This is a genomic window from Paenibacillus glycanilyticus NBRC 16618, from assembly GCF_004000805.1.
Lineage (GTDB): Bacteria > Bacillota > Bacilli > Paenibacillales > Paenibacillaceae > Pristimantibacillus > Pristimantibacillus glycanilyticus.
In genome coordinates this window covers 1-23,326 of record NZ_BILY01000012.1, presented here as the reverse complement: position 1 = coordinate 23,326, position 23,326 = coordinate 1, and the positions used below count along the sequence as shown (strand labels likewise).

General features: G+C 50.9%; 23 protein-coding genes and 1 pseudogene. 14 read left to right on the top strand and 10 right to left on the bottom strand.

Going from position 1 to position 23,326, the window contains the following annotated elements:
• Positions 1-65: 65 nt before the first annotated feature.
• The 9 genes from PGL01S_RS11725 (at position 66) to PGL01S_RS11685 (ending at position 9,297) form a co-directional block, all read left to right on the top strand.
• On the top strand, positions 66-1,874 hold the full coding sequence (locus PGL01S_RS11725; RefSeq protein WP_127494744.1) for a cache domain-containing sensor histidine kinase: 1,809 nt from the start codon (positions 66-68) through the stop codon (positions 1,872-1,874).
• A gap of 307 nt (positions 1,875-2,181) precedes the next feature.
• Complete coding sequence (locus tag PGL01S_RS11720) at positions 2,182-3,093, top strand: dihydrodipicolinate synthase family protein (RefSeq protein ID WP_127494741.1); 912 nt, start codon at positions 2,182-2,184, stop codon at positions 3,091-3,093.
• Positions 3,094-3,143: 50 nt separating this feature from the next.
• The gene (locus PGL01S_RS11715) at positions 3,144-4,544 is read left to right on the top strand and encodes an ABC transporter substrate-binding protein (protein WP_127494739.1); all 1,401 of its coding nucleotides are present in this window, start codon (positions 3,144-3,146) and stop codon (positions 4,542-4,544) included.
• Between the two features lie 103 nt (positions 4,545-4,647).
• A complete protein-coding gene (locus PGL01S_RS11710; protein ID WP_236013253.1) occupies positions 4,648-5,502 on the top strand; it encodes a carbohydrate ABC transporter permease in 855 nt (284 codons plus the stop codon).
• A gap of 21 nt (positions 5,503-5,523) precedes the next feature.
• The gene (locus PGL01S_RS11705; protein WP_116394582.1) at positions 5,524-6,366 is read left to right on the top strand and encodes a carbohydrate ABC transporter permease; all 843 of its coding nucleotides are present in this window, start codon (positions 5,524-5,526) and stop codon (positions 6,364-6,366) included.
• A 32-nt stretch (positions 6,367-6,398) separates the two neighbouring features.
• On the top strand, positions 6,399-7,079 hold the full coding sequence (locus tag PGL01S_RS11700; protein ID WP_127494735.1) for an N-acetylmannosamine-6-phosphate 2-epimerase: 681 nt from the start codon (positions 6,399-6,401) through the stop codon (positions 7,077-7,079).
• Positions 7,080-7,084: 5 nt separating this feature from the next.
• Entirely contained in the window at positions 7,085-7,936 is an 852-nt protein-coding gene (locus PGL01S_RS11695; RefSeq protein ID WP_127494733.1) for an ROK family protein, read from the top strand.
• A gap of 10 nt (positions 7,937-7,946) precedes the next feature.
• Positions 7,947-8,801 (top strand): MurR/RpiR family transcriptional regulator, encoded by an 855-nt coding sequence (locus PGL01S_RS11690; RefSeq protein WP_116394579.1) that lies wholly within the window; start codon positions 7,947-7,949, stop codon positions 8,799-8,801.
• Between the two features lie 25 nt (positions 8,802-8,826).
• Positions 8,827-9,297, top strand: coding sequence for a NanQ anomerase/TabA/YiaL family protein (locus PGL01S_RS11685; RefSeq protein WP_127494731.1), 471 nt, complete (start codon positions 8,827-8,829; stop codon positions 9,295-9,297).
• 14 nt (positions 9,298-9,311) lie between these two features.
• Here the strand turns inward: PGL01S_RS11685 and PGL01S_RS11680 are convergent, their stop codons facing one another.
• Both PGL01S_RS11680 and PGL01S_RS11675 read right to left on the bottom strand, forming a co-directional pair.
• Positions 9,312-9,842 (bottom strand): SRPBCC family protein, encoded by a 531-nt coding sequence (locus tag PGL01S_RS11680; RefSeq protein ID WP_127494729.1) that lies wholly within the window; start codon positions 9,840-9,842, stop codon positions 9,312-9,314.
• Entirely contained in the window at positions 9,839-10,171 is a 333-nt protein-coding gene (locus PGL01S_RS11675; protein WP_127494726.1) for an ArsR/SmtB family transcription factor, read from the bottom strand. Before PGL01S_RS11675 ends, PGL01S_RS11680 begins: the two co-directional genes overlap by 4 nt.
• 205 nt (positions 10,172-10,376) lie before the next feature.
• Between PGL01S_RS11675 and PGL01S_RS11670 the strand changes: the two genes are divergently transcribed.
• The 3 genes from PGL01S_RS11670 to PGL01S_RS11660 are packed head-to-tail and all read left to right on the top strand — an operon-like array spanning position 10,377 to position 13,669.
• The gene (locus tag PGL01S_RS11670; protein ID WP_127494724.1) at positions 10,377-11,891 is read left to right on the top strand and encodes an MDR family MFS transporter; all 1,515 of its coding nucleotides are present in this window, start codon (positions 10,377-10,379) and stop codon (positions 11,889-11,891) included.
• A gap of 45 nt (positions 11,892-11,936) precedes the next feature.
• Complete coding sequence (locus tag PGL01S_RS11665; protein WP_127494722.1) at positions 11,937-12,899, top strand: helix-turn-helix transcriptional regulator; 963 nt, start codon at positions 11,937-11,939, stop codon at positions 12,897-12,899.
• Positions 12,900-12,925: 26 nt separating this feature from the next.
• The gene (locus tag PGL01S_RS11660; protein WP_127494720.1) at positions 12,926-13,669 is read left to right on the top strand and encodes an SDR family NAD(P)-dependent oxidoreductase; all 744 of its coding nucleotides are present in this window, start codon (positions 12,926-12,928) and stop codon (positions 13,667-13,669) included.
• Positions 13,670-13,769: 100 nt separating this feature from the next.
• Here the strand turns inward: PGL01S_RS11660 and PGL01S_RS11655 are convergent, their stop codons facing one another.
• Positions 13,770-14,111, bottom strand: a complete 342-nt coding sequence (locus tag PGL01S_RS11655) for a zinc ribbon domain-containing protein YjdM (protein WP_127494945.1) — start codon at positions 14,109-14,111, stop codon at positions 13,770-13,772.
• Positions 14,111-14,716: a hypothetical protein gene (locus PGL01S_RS11650; RefSeq protein ID WP_127494718.1), complete on the bottom strand. Its 606-nt coding sequence runs from the start codon at positions 14,714-14,716 to the stop codon at positions 14,111-14,113. The genes PGL01S_RS11655 and PGL01S_RS11650 overlap by 1 nt, the downstream gene beginning before the upstream one ends.
• Positions 14,717-14,890: 174 nt before the next feature.
• Here PGL01S_RS11650 and PGL01S_RS11645 point away from each other — a divergent pair, with 174 nt between their 5' ends.
• On the top strand, positions 14,891-15,226 hold the full coding sequence (locus tag PGL01S_RS11645) for an ArsR/SmtB family transcription factor (protein ID WP_127494716.1): 336 nt from the start codon (positions 14,891-14,893) through the stop codon (positions 15,224-15,226).
• Between the two features lie 173 nt (positions 15,227-15,399).
• The gene (locus PGL01S_RS11640) at positions 15,400-17,154 is read left to right on the top strand and encodes a SulP family inorganic anion transporter (protein ID WP_127494714.1); all 1,755 of its coding nucleotides are present in this window, start codon (positions 15,400-15,402) and stop codon (positions 17,152-17,154) included.
• 54 nt (positions 17,155-17,208) lie between these two features.
• On the opposite strand, the gene PGL01S_RS11635 is transcribed toward PGL01S_RS11640, so the two are convergent.
• The 6 genes and pseudogenes from PGL01S_RS11635 to PGL01S_RS11610 form a co-directional block, all read right to left on the bottom strand.
• Entirely contained in the window at positions 17,209-17,472 is a 264-nt protein-coding gene (locus tag PGL01S_RS11635; protein ID WP_127494712.1) for an HPr family phosphocarrier protein, read from the bottom strand.
• On the bottom strand, positions 17,472-19,190 hold the full coding sequence (gene ptsP / locus PGL01S_RS11630; RefSeq protein WP_127494710.1) for a phosphoenolpyruvate--protein phosphotransferase: 1,719 nt from the start codon (positions 19,188-19,190) through the stop codon (positions 17,472-17,474). Before ptsP ends, PGL01S_RS11635 begins: the two co-directional genes overlap by 1 nt.
• Before the next feature lie 42 nt (positions 19,191-19,232).
• The gene (locus PGL01S_RS11625) at positions 19,233-20,384 is read right to left on the bottom strand and encodes a mannitol-1-phosphate 5-dehydrogenase (RefSeq protein WP_127494707.1); all 1,152 of its coding nucleotides are present in this window, start codon (positions 20,382-20,384) and stop codon (positions 19,233-19,235) included.
• Complete coding sequence (locus PGL01S_RS11620) at positions 20,384-20,818, bottom strand: PTS mannitol transporter subunit IIA (RefSeq protein WP_116394569.1); 435 nt, start codon at positions 20,816-20,818, stop codon at positions 20,384-20,386. The genes PGL01S_RS11625 and PGL01S_RS11620 overlap by 1 nt, the downstream gene beginning before the upstream one ends.
• Complete coding sequence (locus PGL01S_RS11615; RefSeq protein WP_127494705.1) at positions 20,815-22,878, bottom strand: BglG family transcription antiterminator; 2,064 nt, start codon at positions 22,876-22,878, stop codon at positions 20,815-20,817. Before PGL01S_RS11615 ends, PGL01S_RS11620 begins: the two co-directional genes overlap by 4 nt.
• Before the next feature lie 85 nt (positions 22,879-22,963).
• Positions 22,964-23,326 (bottom strand): annotated as a pseudogene (locus PGL01S_RS11610) (PTS mannitol transporter subunit IIBC); the annotation flags it as partial.

Genomic DNA, 23,326 nt, shown 5'->3' with positions numbered 1-23,326 from the left:
ATTATCATTGCAGTAGCAAATCTTATAAACAGTGCTATATTTAGGTCGTAAAGGCGGTGAGAAGCTTGGGCAGGTTCAGACAATTGCGCGTCAATCATCAAATTTTCATCCTTATGATTTGCATTATTACCCTTCCGCTGACGATCATGTCGGGCATCGTGTACCTGTTCTCGCTTCAAACGGTAAAAAACGAATACCAGAACAGCGCCAACCTTATCCTGAACAATCTGTCCTTCAATATCGACCAGTACCTGCAAAGCATCGAGACCGGCACGCTTACCGCCCAGCTCGACAGCCAGCTGCAAAGCTCGCTTGTCCATTGGTCGGAGAACAAGAATACGGATCCAAGCGATATCAGCATCAAATACGGCGGCGTCATCGAACAATTTATTAGCCGGATTGAGCTTACGGTTAAGAACGTCGACAGCGTGCAGGTATTTGCCGGCGGCCGGATCTTCTATTCGGCGGACTTTAATCAATCCGACTATAACACGGATGATGTCTTCAACCAGGACTGGTATAAGAAAACGCTCCATTCGCAAGGCAAGGCGGTTTTATTTGGCGCGCATACCCCTTTTCTGCGGACGAATTCCTCCGAATCGGTCATTTCGATCGCCCGGGTCATCAACAAGACGGGAACCCGAACCAATCTTGCCGTCATCCTTGTCGATATCCGGCTTGATTCCCTTCGCGAGATCTTAAGCTTGTCCGAGAATACGAACCGTAATTTTCTTATTCTCGATGACGAGGGCGGCATCGTCTATTCCTCGGACCCTAATCAGGAGCAGCTGCTGAAGGATCTTGGGCAGCCGGGCAGTCAAGCGAAGCTGCAGGCGCACACGGGGAACTATTACTCCACCATGAACGGCGTCCCTTCCTACCTGAACTTTATTACCTCGCCTTTCTCCGGCTGGAAGGTTATTCAGTACATGGATGAGCATAACATGACGAAGGATGCGGCCATGTTCCGCAAAATCTTGCTGTGGGGCGCTTTATGCTCCCTCGTTACCGCGCTGCTGTTCATGATTATGCTCTCGAAGCGCGTCACCAAGCCGATTATTCAGCTCAGCAAGCAGGTCAGGGCGGTTGGCCTTGGCAAGTTCGACGTCGATCTCAGCACGCAGCGGCAGGATGAGTTCGGCGTGCTCTATAAAGGTATTCGCAAAATGGTCGAGGATCTGCAGGAGCATATCGAACGGTCTTCCATGACGCTGGCCCAGCAGAAGGTTGCGCAATACGGAGCGCTAAAAAGCCAGATTAACCCGCATTTCCTGGCCAATGCGCTTGAGTCGATCCAGATGAAGGCGATTATTGCGGGACAACGGGATATTGCGGATATGGTGGGCCTCCTTGGCCGGCTGTTCCGCATTCATATTCAGACCGGCAAGGATATCGTAAGCCTGCGGGAGGAGCTGGAGCATACCCGGCTGTACGTGAAGGTGCAGCAAATGCGCTTTGGCGATAAAATCAGCTACTCGGAAAAAATCGAGCCCGGCGCCGAAATGCTTCCGGTTCTGCATTTCTCGCTGCAGCCGATTGTGGAGAACGCCATCGTTCACGGCTTGGAGCGCAAAAGCGGCCAGGGCAGCCTTGAAATAGCCGCTTTTGTCTCCGGGCAAGCCCTGCATATCGAAGTCACGGATAACGGTGCCGGCATGACGGAGGAGGATTTCGCAAAGCTCCGTCAACGCTTGAACGAAGCCGCCGAGGACACGCTTGGCAGCACGCATATCGGCGTTAAAAACGTGCAGGACCGCATCCGCTATTATTACGGCGACGGATACGGAATCGCGATTGAAAGCCAGCCCGGAGAAGGCACAAAGGTAATCCTTCGGTTCCCTGCCGCCAAAGCGATTTCCGACTCCCCGCGTTAACTGACAACCTCTGAAAGTCTCGTCCAAACGGCGGGGCTTTTTTCTTTTTAGCCATTTTGGAAGCGCTTCCCACAGAGATACCTCTCTTTTTACACCCCAAGGTTCATTTTTTACCTCATCGCCCGAAACCGCAGGCAAAGCCGTTTTTTTGTGTTAAAACGTTAGCTAAGGACAGCCGGCAGTCCTTACCGCAGTTCAAACCAACGATCGGAACGCTGTGTTCCAAAAGGGAGAAAATTATTTTCAGTCCTCCACCGGGCGAGAAAATAATCCTCCAATTACTTCTAGAACAATAGGGGGACTAACCGTGAGCCTGCAAAAATTTCATGGGATCATTCCGGCTTTTTACGCCTGCTATGACAATGACGGAAACATCTCGAAAGACCGTACCGGACAACTTGCTTCCTATCTGTCAGCCAAGAAGGTACAAGGCGTGTACGTAGGGGGAAGCTCGGGCGAGTGCATTTACCAAAGTATCGAAGAGAGAAAAGCGGTACTCTCCTATGCAGCGGAAAGCCTGAACGGCAAGATGACGCTTATCGCTCACGTTGGAGCTCCGTCGACCAGAGACAGCATCGAGCTGGCGAAGCATGCCGCGGAGCTGGGTTACGACGCTCTTTCCGCTATACCGCCGATTTATTTCAAACTGCCGGACAGCGCGGTCATTCGTTATTGGAACGACATTATCGATGCGACCCCGCTTCCGTTCATCATTTATAACATTCCGCAGACGACCGGCTACCAGTTAACGCCTGCGGTATTCCGCAAGCTGCTTGCAAGCGACAAGGTTATTGGAGTAAAGAACTCGTCTATGCCGGCCCTCGACATCGAGCGGTTCAAATCCGCCGGCGGCGACCGCGTCATCGTCTTTAACGGTCCGGACGAGCAATTCGTGGCTGGCCGCATCATGGGAGCGCAAGGCGGAATCGGCGGCACTTATGCCGCAATGCCGGAGCTGTTCCTGGAAGCCAACGTTCTGCTGCAGGAAGGCAAGCTGGAAGAAGCAACACGTCTTCAAAGCGCGATCAACGACATCATCATTGCGCTTTGTTCCTTAAACGGCTCGATGTATGCCGGCATCAAGGAAGTGCTTCGCGCAAGAGGGGTAGACATTGGCGGCGTTCGTGCCCCGCTCGAGAACCTCAGCGGCAATGACGGAGAGAAGATCCAGCTGATTGTCGCGAGTATCGATAAGGCCATTGCCGATTTTGTTCGCTAGAAAAGTCCACTGCCAGATCAGATCCTAACACGAAAAGGGAGCGGTTAAAGATGAAGAAATGGTCCATGGGCATTACCGCAGTAACGATTATGGCTTTGCTCGCCGGATGCTCCGGCAATGCCAATAACGAGGGTTCAAGCGCAAACGGCGGAGGTAATTCGAAAGGCAAAGAAAAGGTCGCGATTAACGTATGGCTGACCCCGCAATGGAAAGGCGTGCTGGATGCAACCGAGCAAGGCGCCGATTACGACAGCTTCCTGAAATACGCGGCCAAGAAATTTACCGAGCAATACGACAAATATGACGCTGACATTAAAGTGGAAGTCGTCGCCGGCGATCAGCGGGACCAGCTGCTGAATGTCAACCTGAACGGCGGAACTGCTCCAAACGTCTTCTTCGAAAGCACCTTTGCCATGGGCGACTACGTGCACCGCGGCGCGCTTGAGCCCCTTACCGACATCATCGACGACAATGCGAAGAGCGATATCGCCCAGAACTACTGGGACATGGTGACGTTTGGCGACGATATTTACTTCTACCCGTTCCAGAACAACCCGGGAACGCTCGTCTACAACGCGGATATGTTCAAGGCAGCCGGACTCGAGCAGTACGTCGGCGGAGAGAACGAGATCAAGACCTGGACGCTTGCCGAATACGAGCAAATTCTTGAGGGTCTCAAAACCAAGCTTCCAAAAGACAAATACTCCAACGCTTACCCGATGGCACTGTTTGCCGTCAACAACCAGGGGGATACCTGGAACCTGTCTTACCTGAGAATGTTTGGCTTGGACTTCTTCGATAAAGACGGCAATATCGTGCTAGGCGAGAACGGCGTTAAATCGGCGGCATGGCTGAAGAAAATCTACGACGCCAAATATACGAATCCGGGCGCGGAATCCGTCTCCTCCAATGACGCAAACGCCATGTTCCAAAACCAGCAGCTCGCCATCAGCTTTACGAATCCGGTTCTGTTCAACGGCATTAAAGCCAATATGGCAAGCGGCACTTCTCCGAAGTTCGATATCAGACTGGCGAATATCCCTTCGGAAAGCGGCGACCCGCTGACCTTCACTTACGTCGTTGGCGCAAGCGTATTCCAATCCAAGGATCCGAAGAAAACCGAAGTGGCTAAAGACTTCGTGAAGTTCTTCTCCAGCGATCCGGAGCTCGTGAAATCGTCGAAAAACGGCATTCCGGTGCGCGCATCGGTCATTAAAGAGCTGAGCGGCGAGAATCCGTTCTTTGCGGCCTACGATGCGAACTCCAAATACATTTTCAACTTCAGCGGCAACGTTCCGGGCTACAGCCAACTGCGCGAGGCGCTTTATCCGGAGCTGCAGGCTTTGTACATGGGAGCAAAAACGCCTGAGCAAGCCATTAAAGACTATGTAGCGAGCGGCAATAAGGTTATTCAATCCAACAAAGAAAACTCGGTCATCTATAAGAAATAGCTAGGTTAGACAAATAAACAGGATCAGCGGCTCTTCGTCTTCGGGGAAGCAGGAAGAGCCGCTGATCGGAAAGGCAGCCACCATGCGCATTCGGAACAGTTTTTTGAAAGAGAACCTTACCGGCTATTTGTTTATTTTACCGCAAATGCTCATATTCCTTGCTTTTCTCGTGTATCCGATACTGGAAGGCATCCGGCTCAGCTTTTATAAAATCAATTACCAGAATGAAACCTTTGTAGGCTTCGACAATTACGCAGCTTTGTTTCATGATCCCGTCTTTTTCAAAGCGCTCGTGAATACGGTCGTGTTTGTTGTATTTATCGTTCTGTTAACCGTAGGCTTTGCCTTGTTTGTGGCATCCGCCATCTTCGATAAAAATGCCAAGTACGTTTCCTTCATCCGGGGAAGTTACTATATACCGGTCATGGTCTCCATGGTCGTCATGAGTATGGTGTGGAGTTTCCTGCTTAATCCGGCTAACGGCCTTATCTCCTACTTCGCTAGAGAAGCAGGGCTGGGCACGGTTAATCTGCTCGGCAATACGCAAACGGTCATGCCCGTTATTATCTTCGTGACGTTCGCCGGCAACGTCGGTCAGTCGATTATTCTTTATATCGCTTCCATGATCGGGGTATCGAAGGACCTCTTCGAAGCCGCCGAGGTGGACGGGGCCAGCAGATGGCAGGTCATTACGAAAATCCTGATCCCTTCGGTTCAGCCGACCACGATCTACATTACGATCATCAACATTATTGCCGTGCTGAAGATTTTTGTGGTTATTCAGCTTCTCACAGGCGGCGGGCCTAACAACGGCTCCGTCACCCTTATGTATTACTTGTACAATAACGCGTTCAAATACAACCAGCTTGGCATAGCTTCCGCAGTTGGCGTTATCATGTTCGCCATCACCTTGCTGCTGTCGATCCCTCAATTAAAGGCCATGCTCAAACAGAAGTAGAAGCGAGGAGTTGAAATCACGATGTCGCAACCGAAGAAAGCAAATAAACTGCAGCCCTTTGATCTGGTGTCGAATATTCTGGTTACCTTCTTTGCGGTAATCAGCTTGTTCCCTCTGTATTGGCTGTTCACCAGCTCCTTGAAAAATAGCTCCGATGTGGTGAAAATGCCGCCGGACTGGTGGCCCGCTTCCATTACCTTCGCCAACTACGTCGATATTTTCCGGAACCAGCCCGCTTTAAGATGGACGTTCAACAGTATCTTTGTCGCCGGAGCTACGACGATTCTCGTCATTGCCGTTGGCTCGATGGCGGCTTACGCGTTCTCGAAGATCCACTTCAAAGGCCGGCAGATCATCTTTATCGTGTTTATTTCGAGCCTGATGATTCCAAAAGAAATTATGATTGTCCCTTTATTCCGCATTGTGCAGGATTTCGGCATGGTCAACAGCTTCCACGGCATGATCTGGCCTAACGTAGCCGGTGCATTTGGCGTGTTCCTTCTGAAGGGCTTTTTCGACAGTACGCCGGATGCGCTTAGGGAAGCAGCGAAAATCGACGGCGCCGGGGAGTGGCGGGTATTCCTGCAAATCATGCTGCCTATCGTCAAGCCGGGCATCGGAGCTCTGTTTATTTTAAACTTCGTGCAGATTTGGAACGATTACCTGTGGCAGCTTGTGATCGGTCAGGAGAAGACCATGAAGACTCTGATGGTTGGCACCGCGACCCTGATGCAGGACCTCAATCCGAACTTTGCCTACAAAATGGCGGGAGCTACCGTTGCCGCGGTTCCCATGCTGATTATCTTTATTTTGTTCCAGCGCTATTTCACTTCCGGGGCTACGGCCGGTGCCATTAAGGAATAGCTTCACACATTGAGAGAAGAGAGGTCATTGGCATGAATAACTTGTTTGAGCGAATACATGGAAAGCTGGTCGTCTCCTGCCAAGCGCTTCCCGAAGAGCCGCTGCACAGCCCGTTTATTATGGGGAAAATGGCCTATGCCGCTTCGCTTGGCGGAGCGGCCGGCATCCGGGCGAACAGCGTGGAGGACATCCGAGAGATTAAGACGCGCGTTAACCTGCCGATTATCGGCATTATTAAGCAGGTATACGGGGATTGCCCCGTATTCATTACGCCAACGATGACAGAGGTGGATGCGCTTTGCGAGGAGGGCGTTGAGCTTATCGCCATGGACGCTACGGACCGCGTAAGACCGGATCGCTCGACGATCGCCGAGCTGTTCCCGCAAATCCGCGCGAAGTATCCGAACCAACTGTTTATGGCGGACTGCTCGACCTACGAGGAAGCGCTGCAGGCCGCCGAGCTTGGCTTCGATTGCGTGGGCACAACGTTAAGCGGTTACACGGAAGCAACAAAAGGCCAAGTGCTCCCTGACTTCGGACTGATTACCAAGCTGGTGCAAGCCTTGGATGTGCCCGTTATTGCCGAAGGCGGCATTTCATCGCCGGAGGAGCTGCGCAGGATGTTTGACCTTGGCGCGTATTCCGCTGTTGTTGGCTCGGCTATTACAAGGCCGATGGACATTACGAAACGTTTTCTGAAAGCGCTGGAGTAGATCCCATGCGGATTCTAGCGGCGGATATCGGCGGCACCCATACAAAGCTTGGTCTTTGCGATGAGTTTGGAAATGTAGAGCAGTTTACGGAGTATCCAACGGAAAGCAAAAAAGGCGGGCCGCATGTCATCAAGCGGCTGATGGAGCAGTTGTCTTCCTATACGGGTTATGACCGCATCGCAATCAGTACGGCCGGACAAGTAAACGCCGAGGAAGGCTCTATCGTGTACGCCAACGCCAACATTCCGGACTATACCGGCATGCAGCTAAGCAAGATCGTTGGCGAGCGGTTTGAAGTGCCGGTGAAGGTGGAGAACGACGTAAACGCGGCGGCGCTTGGCGAAGCCCGCTACGGCGCGGGCAAAGACCTTGCAAATTTTTTATGTCTTACCTTTGGAACCGGCATAGGCGGCGCTATTGTCATCAACAACCGGCTTTATAAAGGAGCGAATGGAGTCGCGGCGGAGTTCGGCCATATGTTCACGCATCCGTCGTCCTACTATGAAAGCTTCGCTTCCACAACCGCTCTGGTAAACAAGGCGCGGCAGGCCGACCCAGCCTGCGTCAACGGCAGAATGTTATTCGAGTTCATTCAACAGGGCAATGAGCAGCTGGACGGAATCTTGAATAGATGGATTGACGAGGTCAGTCTTGGCCTCGCTTCCTTGATTCATATCTTCAATCCGGCGGCTATCGTTGTTGGCGGCGGCGTAATGGAGCAGCTTCCTTTAGTAGAACGCGTAGAAGCAAGAACCAAAACGTTGATTATGAGCAGCTTCGCGGGCGTTGCCATCCGTCCGGCTGCGCTGGGCAATAAAGCCGGCCTGCTTGGGGCGGCATCCTTGTTTCTAAGCTAGGGGGGACCATTTGCGGGAGATCAGCATTACCTCAACGATTCATTCTCACTATAACCGGTTTACGGCCACGGAGAAAAAAACAGCCGATTATATTTTGGAGCATGCGGATGCCGTCGTCTATATGTCGATTACAGATCTGGCCGAGGGCTGCGGCGTAGGGGAGGCCAGCATCTTTCGGTTTTGCAAAGCCTTGGGCTTTAAAGGCTATCAGCAATTTAAAATTGCGCTTGCCCACAGCATCTCCGCGGATAATGAAATTCCGCAGCTCTCCGGCCAGGTAAGAATACAGGATACGCTGGAGGACGCCGTCTCCAAGACGCTTCAGAGCAACATTAATGCTTTAAATGAAACGTTCAAGCTTATTCAGCTGGACAGCATCAACCGGGCGATTGATCTGCTTATCCGGTCCGACCGGTTTATTTTCTACGGAGTGGGCTCGTCCTTGATGACCGCAATGGAAGCGAACAACAAGTTCATGCGCATTACGAACAAGACCGGCTGCTCCGTTGATTCGCATCAGCAGGCGATGTCGGCTGCTCTAATGAGCGAGAAGGATGTCGCGATTATTATTTCCTACTCCGGTTCAACCAAGGATTCTATTGAGGTTGCGAAAAAAGCCAAAGAGCGGGGAGCCGCGATTATCGTCATTACCCGCTTCGTCAAATCGCCGTTGACCTCCTATTCGGACATTACTTTGTTGTGCGGAGCCAACGAAGGTCCGCTGCAAGGTGGGTCCTTATCGGCCAAGATCGCGCAGCTCTATTTGCTTGACGTGCTGTACGTGGAATATTTTAAACGCACGTATGAAGCATCCATCGTAAACAAGGAGAACACGTCGGCGGCGGTTGCCGTCAAGCTGTTCTGATAAGGAGAAAGGGGAGCAGGCTAGTATGATACTTGGTTTATTATCCGGGGCGAATAATCCTCATTCCGGCGGCTATGCCGTCATTGACGAAGCCCTGCAGGCTTTGCGTCAATGGAGCGAGAAGAAGGAATGGCCGGAGGGCAGGCTGGAGCTGCGAGGTGACCAGCTTTATATCAACTTCATGTCCTTCGAAACAAAGAGCCAAGAGGAGCAGATTGCAGAGAAGCATGAGCAATACCTCGACATTCATTATTTAATCGAAGGCTCCGAGCAGATCGGTTGGTCGCCGCTGCGAGAGGGTATGATTCCATCCCAGCCTTATGACGAAGAGGACGACTATGCGTTATACGCTCCTCAAGCCGAAGAGCAATTGTTGGCAATGAAGCCGGGCATGTATGCCGTCTTTTTCCCCGATGACGTTCACCGGCCGGGCATGGGCGATGGATCGATGATTAAAAAAGCCGTCGTTAAAATTCACAAGGCGCTACTGACGTAGCGCCTTTTCGGTCTTCATTCGCTTATTTCCTGCTCCATGCCCAATAGCTTCGCATACTGGGAGTACAACTCTTTGTAACCAAAGTTATAAGCCTTATGCCCAACCATGGATGGCATGTCCTTTCCTTCCAACCGTCCCGCAAGTCCGGCTAAGCATAAATGCCAGCCTGCCGCATAAGACGGAGCTTGCTTATGCTCCATGAATCTATGCTTGAGGACAAGAATTGTCCGCTCCTTATCGCCGCTTAACTCCCAACGCAGAATATCATCGCCCCATTGCAATACAAGAAGCTCCGGCGCTGTTACCTCCAGGACCGTACCCTGCATGGTCTCTGCCTCAGGCATATCGATATGCTCCAGCTGCACGGCTCCGACGGAAACAAGATCTCTTTCCGGTTTAAACGGACCCCATGAAGCAAGCTGCTCCGCCTCGGTAAGCGTTGCCCATACCTCATCAATCGGATGCTCCAATGTGCGTACAAGCACGAGCACCCATTTGTCTCCGTCTCTATTCAGCCTTGGATATTCTTTATCCGTAATGATCATGACTCTTCCTCCTCCTTGCGTAATTGTTTCTTTTTCTTGAGATATTCATCCATGGCGTCAACATGGCGGTTCCATTTGGACCGATAAGCATTGAGCCACATGTCGATCTCCGCAAGCGGTCCCGGTTCAAGCGAGTAAATGCGCTGCTGGGCTACGATTCTTACTCTCACCAGTCCGGTTTCCCGGAGCGCCCGCAAATGCTTGGAGACGAGGGGCTGCGACATATCCAAAGCCTCTACTAGCTGAGAGACGCTTGCGTCTCCCCGAAGCAGCATATCCATGATGCGTCGGCGCGAGGGCTCGGCGACTATTGCGAATGTGCTTAACACAACCTTCAACCTCCTCTACATGCGTTTATTATAACCTTAAGGTTATATAACCACAAGTTTATATAAAAAGAAGCGTTTAAACTTTTTAAATAATTTCCCAACGGATCAATCTTCCCTGACACACTGTTGTCAACAAGGGTAGCTTATGATGATCTCAGATGATTGTTCAGCAATCAATTCGGGAAGAAGAAGGGAATGGTATGGAATGAAGAATAAATTAGGTGCCATCATTGGAGGACTGCTGCTGGCCATTCTAATGGCATCCATGGACAACACGGTTGTGTCCACGGCGATTGGCACAATCGTGGGAGAGATGGGGGGACTCGATAAGTTCGTCTGGGTCACCACCGCTTATATGGTCGCGGAAATGGCGTGTATGCCGATCTTCGGCAAGCTCTCCGATATGTACGGCCGCAAGCGGTTTTTTATCTTTGGGATTATCGTGTTTATGATCGGCTCGGCGCTCTGCGGAATGGCCCACTCGATTATCGAGTTAAGCATTTACCGGGCTGTTCAGGGGGTTGGAGCCGGTGCGATGGTATCCATTGCGTTTACGATTTTGTTCGACGTGGTGTCCCCGAAGGACCGCGGCAAAATGATGGGAGCGTTCGGTGCGGTATTTGGCCTCTCCAGCGTAGTTGGTCCTTTGCTTGGCGGCTATATTACGGATCACCTCAACTGGTCGTGGATCTTCTACATGAACCTCCCGCTTGGCTTCATTGCCCTGCTGATTATTGCTCTGTTCTACAAGGAATCGGCGGCCCATTCGAAGCAGCGTATCGACTGGGCGGGCTCCATTCTTCTCGTAGGAGCTGTTGTCTGCTTTATCTTCGCGCTGGAGCTCGGCGGCAAAACCTATGCCTGGGATTCTCCGCAAATTATCGGTCTGTTTGCCGGATTTGCCGTTCTTGCCTTCCTGCTTGTCCTGGTCGAGAGAAAAGCGGCCGAACCTATCATCTCGTTTGGCTTATTCCGCAGCAGACTGTACACCACAAGCAATCTGGTCGCTATGCTTAGCGGCGCGGCTTATATGACGGCAGCGATTTTTATTCCGATCTATGTGCAGGGCGTCATTGGCGGATCCGCCTCTAACTCCGGTCTGACCCTATTGCCCATGATGGTTGGTTCGGTTATCACCGCAACGCTAGGCGGCTTCCTCATGACGAAGCTGCAATACCGGACGATTATGATTGGAACGCTTGCCATTCTGCTCATAGGCCTTGCTCTTCTTTCGCAAATTACGGTAGAATCTTCTCGACTTTTCATCACGGGAATTATGATTCTGATTGGTCTCGGGATCGGCGCTTCCTTCTCGGTATTAAGCAGCTCCGTGCTTCATTCGTTCCCTGCCGCGCAGCGCGGCGCGGCAAGCTCGACCTTGAACTTTAACCGTTCGCTTGGCATGTCGCTTGGCATTACGGTCTTCGGTATTATTCAAAGCCACAGCATGCTCTCGAAGCTTACCGAATCGCTTGGCAACGGCACGGTTCCCCCGGGCTTGAATTTAAACGATCCGCATTCCTTGCTGAATCCGGCATTCCGGCAGACCGTCGATCCTCAGCTTCTGGATACGATAACGGCGGGGCTGTCGAGCTCTATTGGCGTGACCTTTGCCTGGAGCCTGATTCCTGCGGCATTAGCCTTAGTTGCGGCATTTCTAATGTCGAAGGACAAAATGGAGGCCCCCGCCGAAGGCGAAGAATACGCGGCCGCACACTAATCATATTACGGCAGGCTGTAGCATGCCGGTTTAGGAGAGATAACGATGAAGCTGGAACGGTTAATGGCCATTACGATTTTGCTGCTTAATCGAAAGCGGGTACAGGCGCAGGAGCTGGCGGAGCAGCTGGAGGTTTCCTTGCGCACTATCTATCGCGATCTCGATTCGCTTGGTCAGGCTGGCATTCCCATTGTCTCCTACACCGGCATGGAGGGCGGCTATGAGATCATGGACAGCTTTCGGCTGGACCGGCAGCTCCTGTCCTTCGATGAGCTGACCGCTCTCTTCACGGCGCTTCGCGGTCTGGAATCAACAAACGCTTACGACCGCTCGAATATGGATCTCCTCCTTAGCAAGGTTGGCGCCATGGTGGCGCAGGCGGAGCAAGGCCGGACAGGTGAAGGAAACCGTATTCAGGTGGATTTCACCCCTTGGAAGAACAGCGAAGAGGATCAAGCCCGGTACGACCAGCTCCGTCAGGCAGTTAATGACCATAAGCTGATCCGATTCCACTATACGAGCAGAACCGGCGGCGAGCAGGAGCGCGAGATCGAGCCTATGGCCCTTGTTCTGAAGAACTACTCCTGGTATCTTCACGGCTATTGCCGCTTGCGCGAGGATTACCGCATCTTCAAGCTGACGCGTATCCGGCAACTGAGTATTCAGGCCGGCACCTTTACTAGACGGACAGATTCGCTGAAACAGCTGAACGACAGGTGGAATACACCCGAGAGAAGAGGCGCAAGCGAGGGAATTCCTGCCGTCCTGCAGTTTAAAGCGGCGGCCGCCCTATCCGTCATGGACCATTTCGACGAAAAAAATATCGAACGGCTGCCGGACGGACAGCTTATCGTGCGAATGACGTACTCGAGTGAGCACTGGCTGATCCGTAACGTGCTTCATTATATGACCGATGTTATGGTGCTCGAGCCCGCCTCGATCGCGGCAAAGATCAAACAGACCGCTCTGGAAATCGCGCGTCAGTACGGCGGGCTGGAACAGGAATAAGTCACTCTTAAGGAGGCTTGCCCATCATGACCTTGCAAGGAAAAGTAGCGATTGTTACATGCGGTGCCCAGGGGATCGGGAGAGCGGCTTGCTTGCGGCTCGCCAAAGAAGGGGCGAAGATTGCAGTAAGTGATTTCGAAAGAGATTTAACCGCGGTGGTCTCCGAGATCAGGGCAAACGGCGGCGAGGCCATTGCCATTCCGGCCGATGCACGCAGCAAGGAGCAAATGGAACAGCTTGCCCGGACCGTCATTCATACCTTTGGACAAATCGATGTACTCGTATGCGGCACATGTCAATCAGCCGAGGCGGCCAGCTTTGCCGAGCTCTCCTGGGCATCCTTCGAAAGGCAATTGACCGGTGAATTGAAAGCCGTCTTTGAGCCAACAAAGGCTGTTATAAAAGCAATGATGGAGCAGCAATCCGGCCGAATCATCTATCTGTCCAGCACGGAAGGGAAGGATCCTACCCCGCATTATATCGCTTTCGGTACGGCAAAGGGGGGTCTTGATACCTTCGCCCGGTATATCGCGCAAGAGTATGGCTCCTATGGAATCACCGCCAATGTTGTGGCACCCGGATTGGTCCGATCGGATGAGACCTTCATGATATCGGAAGAGGAGAGCCGCGTCATAGGCAGCTTTACCCCGCTTGGCCGGATCGCCGAGCCAGAGGATATAGCGGGTGTGATTGCTTTTCTCGCCGGAGATGGCGCGGGGTTCCTGACAGGCACCTACACGCCCGTTACCGGCGGTCTAGTCATGGAGTGAGGCTGCCCACAACATGAAGTGGTTTTAAACTGCGAAAGGCATCCCGTTGGGATGCCTTTCGCAGTTTAAGATAAATAGGTTGGAATAATTGCTATAAAATTTAAACTTTTTTTACAAATTCCGATTTTAACTTCATCGCGCCAAACCCATCAATTTTGCAATCAATATCATGATCACCTTCAACGAGGCGAATATTTTTTACTTTTGTGCCTATTTTTATAACCGATGAACTTCCTTTCACTTTCAGGTCTTTAATGACAGTAACAGTATCGCCATCGTTTAGTACATTTCCGTTAGAATCTTTGATCATCTTATGATCTTCACTCATTTCAGCTTCAGATTCTTTCGACCACTCATGGCTGCACTCCGGACAAATAAATAATCCACCGTCTTCGTACGTATACTCCGAATTACATTGAGGACAATTTGGAAAATCCGCCATCATTTACTCTCTCCTTTTTCGATGCTTGGGTTATTGAGATAATAATCACGCAGTTCCTTTTGGAAACGATGAAAGTGACTTGATAAAACTTTAATATTTCTTTCAATTTTGATTTGCTTTTTGGGATCATTCTTGCATTGATTCAATCGGTCAATGTTCTTATCTATTTTCTCCCTGAGCGTTATAATGAATCCAATTGCAATATGTGCTGCTGCCAGCTCCTCCAGATCGATTGCCAAAGCTTGTCCTAGATTCCGAATACCCTCGATGTGTAACGACTTTTTCACGAAAAAAACTTCTGGAGTAAAATCCTCGCGAAAGTCTTGCCCGGGTACTTGTCTCCAAAAATCATTCCATTCCCTTAAAAGCCCTGTTGCGTACAACAGGTATTTTAAAAACCCGCATAACCATGCCGTACAACTTGTATTACGCTGTGTACATCCAATTCCATTTGCAAGGTGCCGACAGCCATTACAGCAGGAGCCCCCATTTGTTATACAGACCTTGCAAATCAAATCGGAGCCGGTTTCATACAAAGCATTAACGCCAATCTTGATGACTGTCTGTCTACTCATTTTCTTTTCATTAGCATTAAAGCTTGGCATTCGCCCTTCTCCCTTTATTAAAATCAAATATTCAAAAATTTGAATATAGTAATTATAATGCAGTTAGGTCCAAATAACAATTGATGCTCCCTTGTACCTTTCTCCATTAAGCATGATTTGAAATGTGATATTATATTCATATATTCAAAAGTAAGCTATTAAGGAGTAAATTCCATGAACCAGAATCAGAATATTCAACAATTTAAAGCTGATTTTTTTAAAGCGTTAGCCCATCCCATGAGAATTCGAATACTCGAGGTTCTTAGCGAAGGCGATCGGAACGTTAACGAATTGCAGAGCATCTTAGGTTCGGAAGGTTCTGCCGTTTCTCAGCAATTGTCCGTTTTGCGAAATAAAAATGTGGTTAGTGGCATAAAGGATGGGACATCGGTGATCTATTCGTTAAGAGACCCGCTGATTAAAGAATTACTGGTTGTCGCAAAGCGCATATTTGATAATCATCTTGTAGATGCCATTTCATTGCTTGAGGTCATTCGAAATGAACAATAATCAAAAAAACAAGGGCTTTCATGAGAAACATCAAGAAGCACCTTGTTTTTTCCTTTTTTCAAGTGCCTATTCGAAGAATTAGCGCCGATTTTACAGTTTGACATAAGGCATTCCGCAAGAGTAATATTCCTATATATTCAAATAATCAAATATATAGGAATAGAGGCGTGGAAATGAAATGGACGGGGAGATATAAAGGATATCATCTACCTGATTTTCGCAAAGATCTCATTTCAGGTTTGATTGTTGGGATTATTGCCATTCCGTTAGGGATGGCGTTTGCCATAGCCTCCGGGACAAAACCGGAGTACGGAATTTATACAACCATCTTCGCCGGAATTCTCATCGCTTTATTCGGAGGCTCCAAATATCAAATTGGAGGTCCGACCGGCGCTTTTATCCCCGTTCTTTTCGCGATTGTCTTGCAATACGGGTACGAGAATTTATTGATTGCCGGTTTTCTGGCTGGAATTATTCTTGTTTGCATGGGTTTATTCAGGCTTGGCGCATTGATTAAATTTATCCCTCGTCCTGTTACCATCGGATTCACTGCAGGGATCGCCGTAATTATCTTCAGTGGTCAAATCGGGAATTTATTGGGTCTTACCAGCCTCGAAAAACATGAAAATTTCCTTCCAAACATGAAAGAAATTGTGCTGCACCTGACAACCATTAATCTCTATAGTGTCACTACCGCAGCCATTTGTTTGATGGCTATCCTGCTGTCGACGAAATACTTGCCCAAGATTCCCGGTTCATTAGTAGGGCTTGTCTTATCAAGCGTTGTGGCTTCCTTGTTCTTTAATGGCCATTTAGCAACCATTGGATCTTCATTCGGAGCAATTCCGAGCACACTGCCTCATTTCCATTTCCCGCATATAACATGGGATCGAATAAATACGATGATTTATCCCGCGCTTACTATTGCTATGCTGGGCGGTATAGAGTCCTTATTATCGGCTGTTGTAGCTGATGGAATGACCGGCACTCGTCATAACAGCAATCGTGAGTTAATTGGACAGGGCATCGCGAATATGGTAACTCCGCTTTTTGGAGGAATCCCGGCGACCGGAGCCATTGCGCGGACAGCAGCCAACATTAAAAATGGGGCTGTATCTCCGATTTCCGGTATCATACATGGAATTGTTGTTTTTCTTATACTCATTTTGTTTGCTCCTTACGCTTCTAATATCCCTCTTGCAAGCATGGCTCCCATTCTGATGCTCGTTGCGTGGAATATGAGTGAGCGAAAAGAATTTGCATCTGTCCTAAAAACGAAAACAAGCGATTCTTTTATTTTGCTGATTACCTTTTTACTAACCGTATTCACAAATTTAACGACGGCTGTCGAAGCAGGGTTAATCATTTCCGTTATTTTGTTTGTAAAACGAATGAGTGGATTGTTGAAGGTGACCAAAGTTCTGCCCGATTCATCCGTCAAAAACAATAAAGTTAAAGCGTACATGGTTAGCGAAGGCCATGATTGTCCTCAAATCAATATTTATACCCTCGATGGTCCGCTATTCTTCGGTACCGCCAATATTCTGGAAAAAAGCATCATGGACTCTACTCATTTAAAACCAAAAATTTTGCTGCTTCGCATGTCAAAAGTACCCTATGTGGATACGACAGGTGAGTTCAGGCTTGCCCGATTGGTGAAAGACTTCAAGAAATCAGGCGGGACCGTCCTTATTTCGGGCATTCAACCACAATCAATGGAAGTATTCGAGAAAACAGGATTGTATATGCTCGTAGGAGAGAACTGTTTTTTTAACCATACAGGCGAAGCGATTGATTATGCTTTAATCCACCTGGATCACAATAAGTGCATAGGCTGTAAACATTTCGCATTCCGTGAATGCAAGAAGCTGTCGGACGCTTCACCATGTTCCGAAACGCCGTTTCCTGAAACAAGTAAGGGTTTTTGAATTAAAAGACAAAGCCCGCTACAGTAATTGCAGCGGACCTTCATAGCATTTTCTCTATTCTTCGTAGATCTTAGTCAACATAGCGCCAAGAGCGTTAAGCGCCTCTTCCTCGCGCTCGCCGTCCACTTCCAGCGTTACTTCGTCGCCTTTTGCCAGACCAAGGGTTAACAGGCCAAGCGAGCTTTTGCCGTTTACTTTTTTTGTTCCTTTGATCAGCTTCACACTGCAAGGGAACTCCGATGCCGCTTGAACAAAAAGCTTAGATGGACGGGCATGGAACCCGGATGGATGGATAACGGTATAGGTTTGCGATAGCATTATTGTGGTCTCCTTTGCTTAACGAATTGTTGGACTTCTTCCTGCGTGCTCATGGCAAGGGCTTCTTCCGCCAGAGCCGCCCATTCCGGCTTGGACAACTGCCCCACCAGCTCGCGGGCGGGCAATATGGAACCCGCGCTCATGCTGAACTCGTCTAACCCCATTCCGAGAAGGAGAGGAATAGCCGTCTGGTCGCCCGCCATTTCGCCGCACATGCCGGCCCAAATGCCAGCCCGTTCAGCCGCCTTAATGACCATGTTCACGAGTCTCAGGATCGAAGGATGATACGGCTGATACAGATAAGCCACCGATTCGTTCATCCGGTCGGCTGCCATTGTATATTGAATCAGATCGTTTGTACCGATACTGAAGAAATCGACTTCCTTTGCGAAAATATCGGCCCCAATCGCGGCAGCCGGAATTTCGATCATCATGCCCACTTCAATCGAGCCCGACACCTGAACCCCTTCCTGCTCCAGCTTCGCTCGTTCTTCCTCGAGAATACGCTTCGCTTCGCGAAGCTCGCTCAGCACCGCAATCATTGGAAACATGATGTTCAGCTTGCCATGCACGCTTGCCCGTAGCAAGGCCCGGAGCTGGGTACGGAACAAGTCCTCCCGTTTGAGGCATAACCGAAGCGCGCGTAATCCCAGGAACGGGTTGCTTTCCTTCGGCAGTTCCAGATAAGGGAGCTCCTTATCCCCGCCGATATCCAGCGTGCGAATAACGACGCGTTTGCCGTCTAATTTCTCAAGCACATGCTTGTAAATTTGGAACTGCTCTTCTTCCGTCGGGAATGAATTGCGTCCCATATAGAGAAACTCCGTGCGGAACAGCCCAACGCCGTCGGCGCCGTTCTCCAGCACTTTGTCCAGGTCTTCGATGCTGCCAATGTTGGCCGCAAGCTCGAGATGCTGGCCATCGGCCGTTACCGACGGCTGCTCGGCCAGACGCTTCAGCTGTACTCTGCGTTCATCGTATTGCTTCTTTTTCGCCTGATACTCGGCCAGCACTTCTTCCGAAGGATCCACAATCACTTTGCCCTCCGTCGCATCCATAATGACCAGTGCGCCGTCCGCAACGGCTGCTGCCGAAGGGCCCGCGCCTACTATCGCAGGAATCTCAAGCGAACGCGCCATAATAGCGGAATGCGAAGTACGGCTTCCGATCTCCGTTACAAAGCCGCGGATATAATTCAGGTCCAGCTGCGCGGTATCCGACGGCGTCAGATCCTCTGCCAGGATGATGGTCTCCTCGGAAATGCCGGAGAGCGAAGCATACGGCTTGCCGATCAGGTGGCTCATCACCCGACCGGAGACGTCTTTGACATCGGCTGCGCGCTCGCGGACCATCTCATTGTCCAGCTCCAGCAGCATTCCGACAACGGCTGTCGTTACTTCGTGCAAAGCGTATTCCGCATTAAGCTTCTCGTCTGCGATTTTGTCGAGCACCGAATCCACTAGGTCCGGATCCTCCAGCAAAAAAAGATGCGCTTCGAAAATTTCTGCTTTTTGCGCGCCTAGTCTTTCCTCGGTTTTTACGCGGATCTCTTCGATCTCGCCTTTGGATTTCTCGATGGCCTGCCGGAAACGGCCGGCTTCCGCCTCAGCATCCGTAATCGTCTCCTGCTGCGGGATATAGGATGAATGGTTAAACCGAAAAACCTTTGCGATAGCAACTCCGGGAGATGCGGCAACACCGGTAATTATATTAGCCATACTGCGTACCTCACTAATGTTTGTTTTTCTCAAGCCTGGTTCTTAACGCTGATTTGCGACAGCTTCGTAGCTTTCAAGGATCAGCCCGTATACCGGATGTCCTTCCGGAATCGAAGTATAATGCGACACGGTCTGTCCGATACCCTTGTCTTTAATCGATTGCTGCAGCTCAGCGGCTTCCGGATCATCGGCGTTAACGAAGTGAAGCGCCGCCGCCATTACTTTTGCCAGCTGAACGGGCCTCATCCCTTGCTCATGGGCTTGCAAAGCCGGCTTCACGAGACGGTCATTGGGCGACAGCTTGCGGATCGGCGACCGTCCAACGCGGGTAACCTCATCGGTCAGCTGGTCGTTGCGGAACCGTCCGATAATCTTCTCGATATATTGATCATGTGCATCTTGGTCAAAGCCATATTGCGCAACAAGTACGGCCCCCGTCTCCTTCAAGGTCGCCTTCACTTCGCCAACGATGGTCTCGTCGGCCATCGCCTGCTGGATCGTCTCGTAACCGCGAAGGCTTCCCAGGTAGGCGGCGGCGCAATGTCCGGTGTTAACCGTGAACAATTTACGCTCGATATAAGGCATCAGATTGCTTACGTAATGGACGCCGGCAACCGGTTTGTACCCTTCGAGCATCGCGGATTCGTCCACGACCCACTCATAGAATGGCTCAACCGTCACCTCTAGAGGATCCTCATTGTGCTGAATCGGAACAATCCGGTCAACGGCCGCATCCGGAAATGCAACCAGCTTGGTTGCCTTCGTCTTTGTCTCTTCATCGAGATGCCCGAATACATGCTCTTTCAGCTGGGTGCTGCCGCCGATAGCGTTCTCGCAGGCGATGATATGCAGCGGCCCCCCTCCGGATTCGATCCGCTTCTCGATACCGCGGGCGATACCCGCCGCAATATGCTTCAAGATGTTGACGCCTACGGCTGTGGTCACCAGGTCGGCTTCCGCTACTGCCGCCGCAACATCGTCTATTTTTGTTCCGTCAATGGCGGTCACGCCTGTTACCTGCAGCTGGTCCTTGGCTTCGTTCGCCAGCGTTACCGTGTAGGCACGGCGCTTCTGAAGCTCCGTAACAAGCGCCTGGTTGACGTCGGAAAAAATAACTTCATAACCCGATTGCGAAAGTAGGAGTCCGATAAATCCTCGTCCGATGTTGCCTGCTCCAAAATGCAAAGCCTTCATTATTCCATCCCGCTTTCGAAGATCTCGATCATCTCTTCGGCCGTGGAGGCCTTCAAGATCCGTTCCAGATTGTCGTCATCGGAGCAAACCATCGCTACATTCGTCAGAATGTCCAGATGATCGTCGCCAACCGCCGCAATGCCGATAACCAGATGCGCGATATTTCCTTCGCCGAAATCCACGCCAGCCGGAATTTGAACGATGGACAGGCCCGTCGACTTGATGGAGCCTTTCGATTCGTTTGTTCCGTGAGGGATAGCAAGGCCGCCGCCCATGTAGGTGGATAGGGACTGCTCGCGTTCAACCATGCTTTCCACATAGCTGGGATCAGCGTGACCTGCGTTAACCAGCAATTGGCCCGCCATGCGAACCGCTTCGAATTTATCCTTTACCGCTGCATTCAATTTCACTTTATCCGTAGACAAAATACTCACTGTACGTCACTCGCTTCCGCTTTTATATTGAAAAACATTCTAAGATGTATGGTTAAGTAATCTCGAATTGCCTCTTCATCGCCAGCCTCGAGCAGATCAATCATGACCGTATCGAGCAGCATGGCGCTTATTTCGCTTAATACCTCGAGCGCTTCCTTCGTTAAGATCCGAGGCGCCAGCATTAATAAAAAGTGGCTTAAACGGGACGGCGATGCCGTCTCCAAAGTAATGGGAGCTTCCAACCGGTATAACGATAGCGACGGCCTCGTTATTTCTTCGCCGCGGGTATGAAATAAAGCTACCGCGGTGCCCGGTATCATCTGACTGCCGCTTTGTTCACGCTGCAGCAGCCGCTGCGCTGCAAGACCGGCATCCGTCAGCACGCCTTTGGCTGCTTCCCGCGCGCAGGCTTCTTCCAGAATAACCGGCAAGTCTCGGCTCTCTTCCTTGATCAACACAACCTCAAAGCGCCGGATCAGGCTCACCATCTCGTCGAGCGTCGTCTTAAGGCTTACCAGCTGCTCGAAGGTAGAGGCTTCGCTTCCCGTCTTCTCTTCCTTGGTCAAAGTGCCGTCCCGTTTCTGGATTAAGCCCGTCTGGACGAAAACCCTCAATCGGTCCGTCTCTGCTTGCGTTAAGAGAGGACTAACCTTAATATATTGCTCGCCGTTAAGAGGCAGATCTACCGTGGATATGATCAGATCGTATTTGTCCTTCTCCGTCCTCGAGGCTTCGTACCACGATACCCGGTCAACGATATGAATTTCCGGCAGTTCCTTCTGGAGCCTGATCTGCAGCAGCTTGGAGGAGCCGATTCCGCTTGAGCAGACCAGGATAGCCCGGACATTTTGCCGCAGCTGCTTCAGCCGCTCGAGCGATGCTCCGAAATGCATGACGAGGAATCCGATTTCCTCATCCGGCACAGCCACATCGGTAAAGACGCGGTTTGCCGCTTTGCGAACGATATGAAATAAAGACGAATAATCCTTCTTGATCTGATCGAGAAGCGGATTACGGATATTCGTGCCTTCGTGCAGCCTCTGCAAGGCGTCCTTCAAGTGGAGGAATAGCCCGTCGCGCAGAGAGCGGTCTTTGTTGTATTCGGCATTCATGGCCTGCTGCACATGCTCGATCAGGGAACGAACCGTATCGGTTAAAATCAAATCATCCGCAGGCAGCACGGATAGATCGTCGCTCTGGACGGAACGCAGAAGCCTGCCGATATAAGCCGTCTCTGCTGGCGGAAATGCTCGTTCCGTCAGCGCGGCTAACCTTTCCGTCAGATATACCGCATCGGATTCCTGACGTAACGCCGCAACGGAAGAAGCCTCAACCGTCTTGCCCGCTTTGATTCGCCTCAGCGCAATGGACAGCCTGATCAACAGATCGGTATAAGCGCCCTCGCTTAACCGGCTGCCTCCGTATTCTTCCCAGCTCCATAAGATTTTCTCGACGGCTTCCATCTCCGATTGACCAACAATCGCAAGCAGCCGCCGGTCAAGGGGATGTGCCGGGAGCTCGTTGCGGCTGGAGATCAGCTCCGTATCTTCGAACCGGTCCCTTATGATCTGGCGAATCATCTCGCGCATATGCTCTTCCTGGCCGGTAAGCTCAATCCCGTAGCCCCTTCTTCGGGTCAAGGTTGCCTCGAACCTCTGCACCCATTGGTCAAGATCGTCCAGATCATTGGCTACGGTAGGAATCGTCACCTTGAACTCATGCGCCAGAGCGAACAGCTTAACTGGCTCCTCGCTCTCGAGAAGGAGGCAAAGCAAATAGATCTGTCTCTCCTCCGGCGAGTATTCAATCTCTTCCGATACGCTAACGAGCTGGGCTAATCGGTCAAGCGCCGCTTGATTGCCTTGAAGCCTTATGCCGGAGCCTGATTTTTTAAGCAGCCTTGCACCTTCGGCACGCAGGATCTCCTCCACCGCTGCCAATTCCCGGTGTACGGTTCTGGAACTCACCTGAATTTCTTCCGCGATTTGCGCCGCCGTCAGATCGTGATCATTCCGCAGCAGCAGCTCTAGAATTCGGCGGGACCGGCTGGATATACGCATTCACACAACCCTTCCTATAACGATAGAATGGCCCCAGCGCCGGAAAATAATCTCCAGCGCTGGCAGCCTTGATGAGAAAGGATTCTTACGAAAGCCGGTCTACGAGTTTGTCATACTCCGGACTTTTCAAGAAATTATCGATTGAAATATGCTCGGCTTTCGGCGCCTGAATTTTAGCGCGGTCCGTCAGCGTTTTGTGCGTAATGACGATGTCGGCGTCGCCGGGAATATCGCTGATTGCCGTATTAATGACGGTCACGTCCGAGCCTGCGGCTTTCATCTTCTTGCGAAGAATCGATGCGCCCATTGCGCTGGAGCCCATGCCGGCGTCGCAGGAGAAGACGATTTTATGAACGTCCTCTTTCGCTTTGACCGTTTCGCTTGCTGCCTCAGCATGCTGAACGGCTTGCGAAGCCGCTGCCGGAGCCGCAATCGCTGTTGCAGCTGC

Coding starts and splice junctions, on each gene's coding strand:
- PGL01S_RS11640 (WP_127494714.1), top strand. CDS start 15,400: ATGAAATGGACGGGGAGATATAAAGGATATCATCTACCTGATTTTCGC.
- PGL01S_RS11700 (WP_127494735.1), top strand. CDS start 6,399: ATGAATAACTTGTTTGAGCGAATACATGGAAAGCTGGTCGTCTCCTGC.
- PGL01S_RS11645 (WP_127494716.1), top strand. CDS start 14,891: ATGAACCAGAATCAGAATATTCAACAATTTAAAGCTGATTTTTTTAAA.
- PGL01S_RS11715 (WP_127494739.1), top strand. CDS start 3,144: ATGAAGAAATGGTCCATGGGCATTACCGCAGTAACGATTATGGCTTTG.
- PGL01S_RS11705 (WP_116394582.1), top strand. CDS start 5,524: ATGTCGCAACCGAAGAAAGCAAATAAACTGCAGCCCTTTGATCTGGTG.
- PGL01S_RS11680 (WP_127494729.1), bottom strand. CDS start 9,842: ATGATCATTACGGATAAAGAATATCCAAGGCTGAATAGAGACGGAGAC.
- PGL01S_RS11670 (WP_127494724.1), top strand. CDS start 10,377: ATGAAGAATAAATTAGGTGCCATCATTGGAGGACTGCTGCTGGCCATT.
- PGL01S_RS11625 (WP_127494707.1), bottom strand. CDS start 20,384: ATGAAGGCTTTGCATTTTGGAGCAGGCAACATCGGACGAGGATTTATC.
- PGL01S_RS11635 (WP_127494712.1), bottom strand. CDS start 17,472: ATGCTATCGCAAACCTATACCGTTATCCATCCATCCGGGTTCCATGCC.
- PGL01S_RS11695 (WP_127494733.1), top strand. CDS start 7,085: ATGCGGATTCTAGCGGCGGATATCGGCGGCACCCATACAAAGCTTGGT.
- PGL01S_RS11685 (WP_127494731.1), top strand. CDS start 8,827: ATGATACTTGGTTTATTATCCGGGGCGAATAATCCTCATTCCGGCGGC.
- PGL01S_RS11665 (WP_127494722.1), top strand. CDS start 11,937: ATGAAGCTGGAACGGTTAATGGCCATTACGATTTTGCTGCTTAATCGA.
- PGL01S_RS11660 (WP_127494720.1), top strand. CDS start 12,926: ATGACCTTGCAAGGAAAAGTAGCGATTGTTACATGCGGTGCCCAGGGG.
- ptsP (WP_127494710.1), bottom strand. CDS start 19,190: ATGGCTAATATAATTACCGGTGTTGCCGCATCTCCCGGAGTTGCTATC.
- PGL01S_RS11655 (WP_127494945.1), bottom strand. CDS start 14,111: ATGGCGGATTTTCCAAATTGTCCTCAATGTAATTCGGAGTATACGTAC.
- PGL01S_RS11615 (WP_127494705.1), bottom strand. CDS start 22,878: ATGCGTATATCCAGCCGGTCCCGCCGAATTCTAGAGCTGCTGCTGCGG.
- PGL01S_RS11650 (WP_127494718.1), bottom strand. CDS start 14,716: ATGCCAAGCTTTAATGCTAATGAAAAGAAAATGAGTAGACAGACAGTC.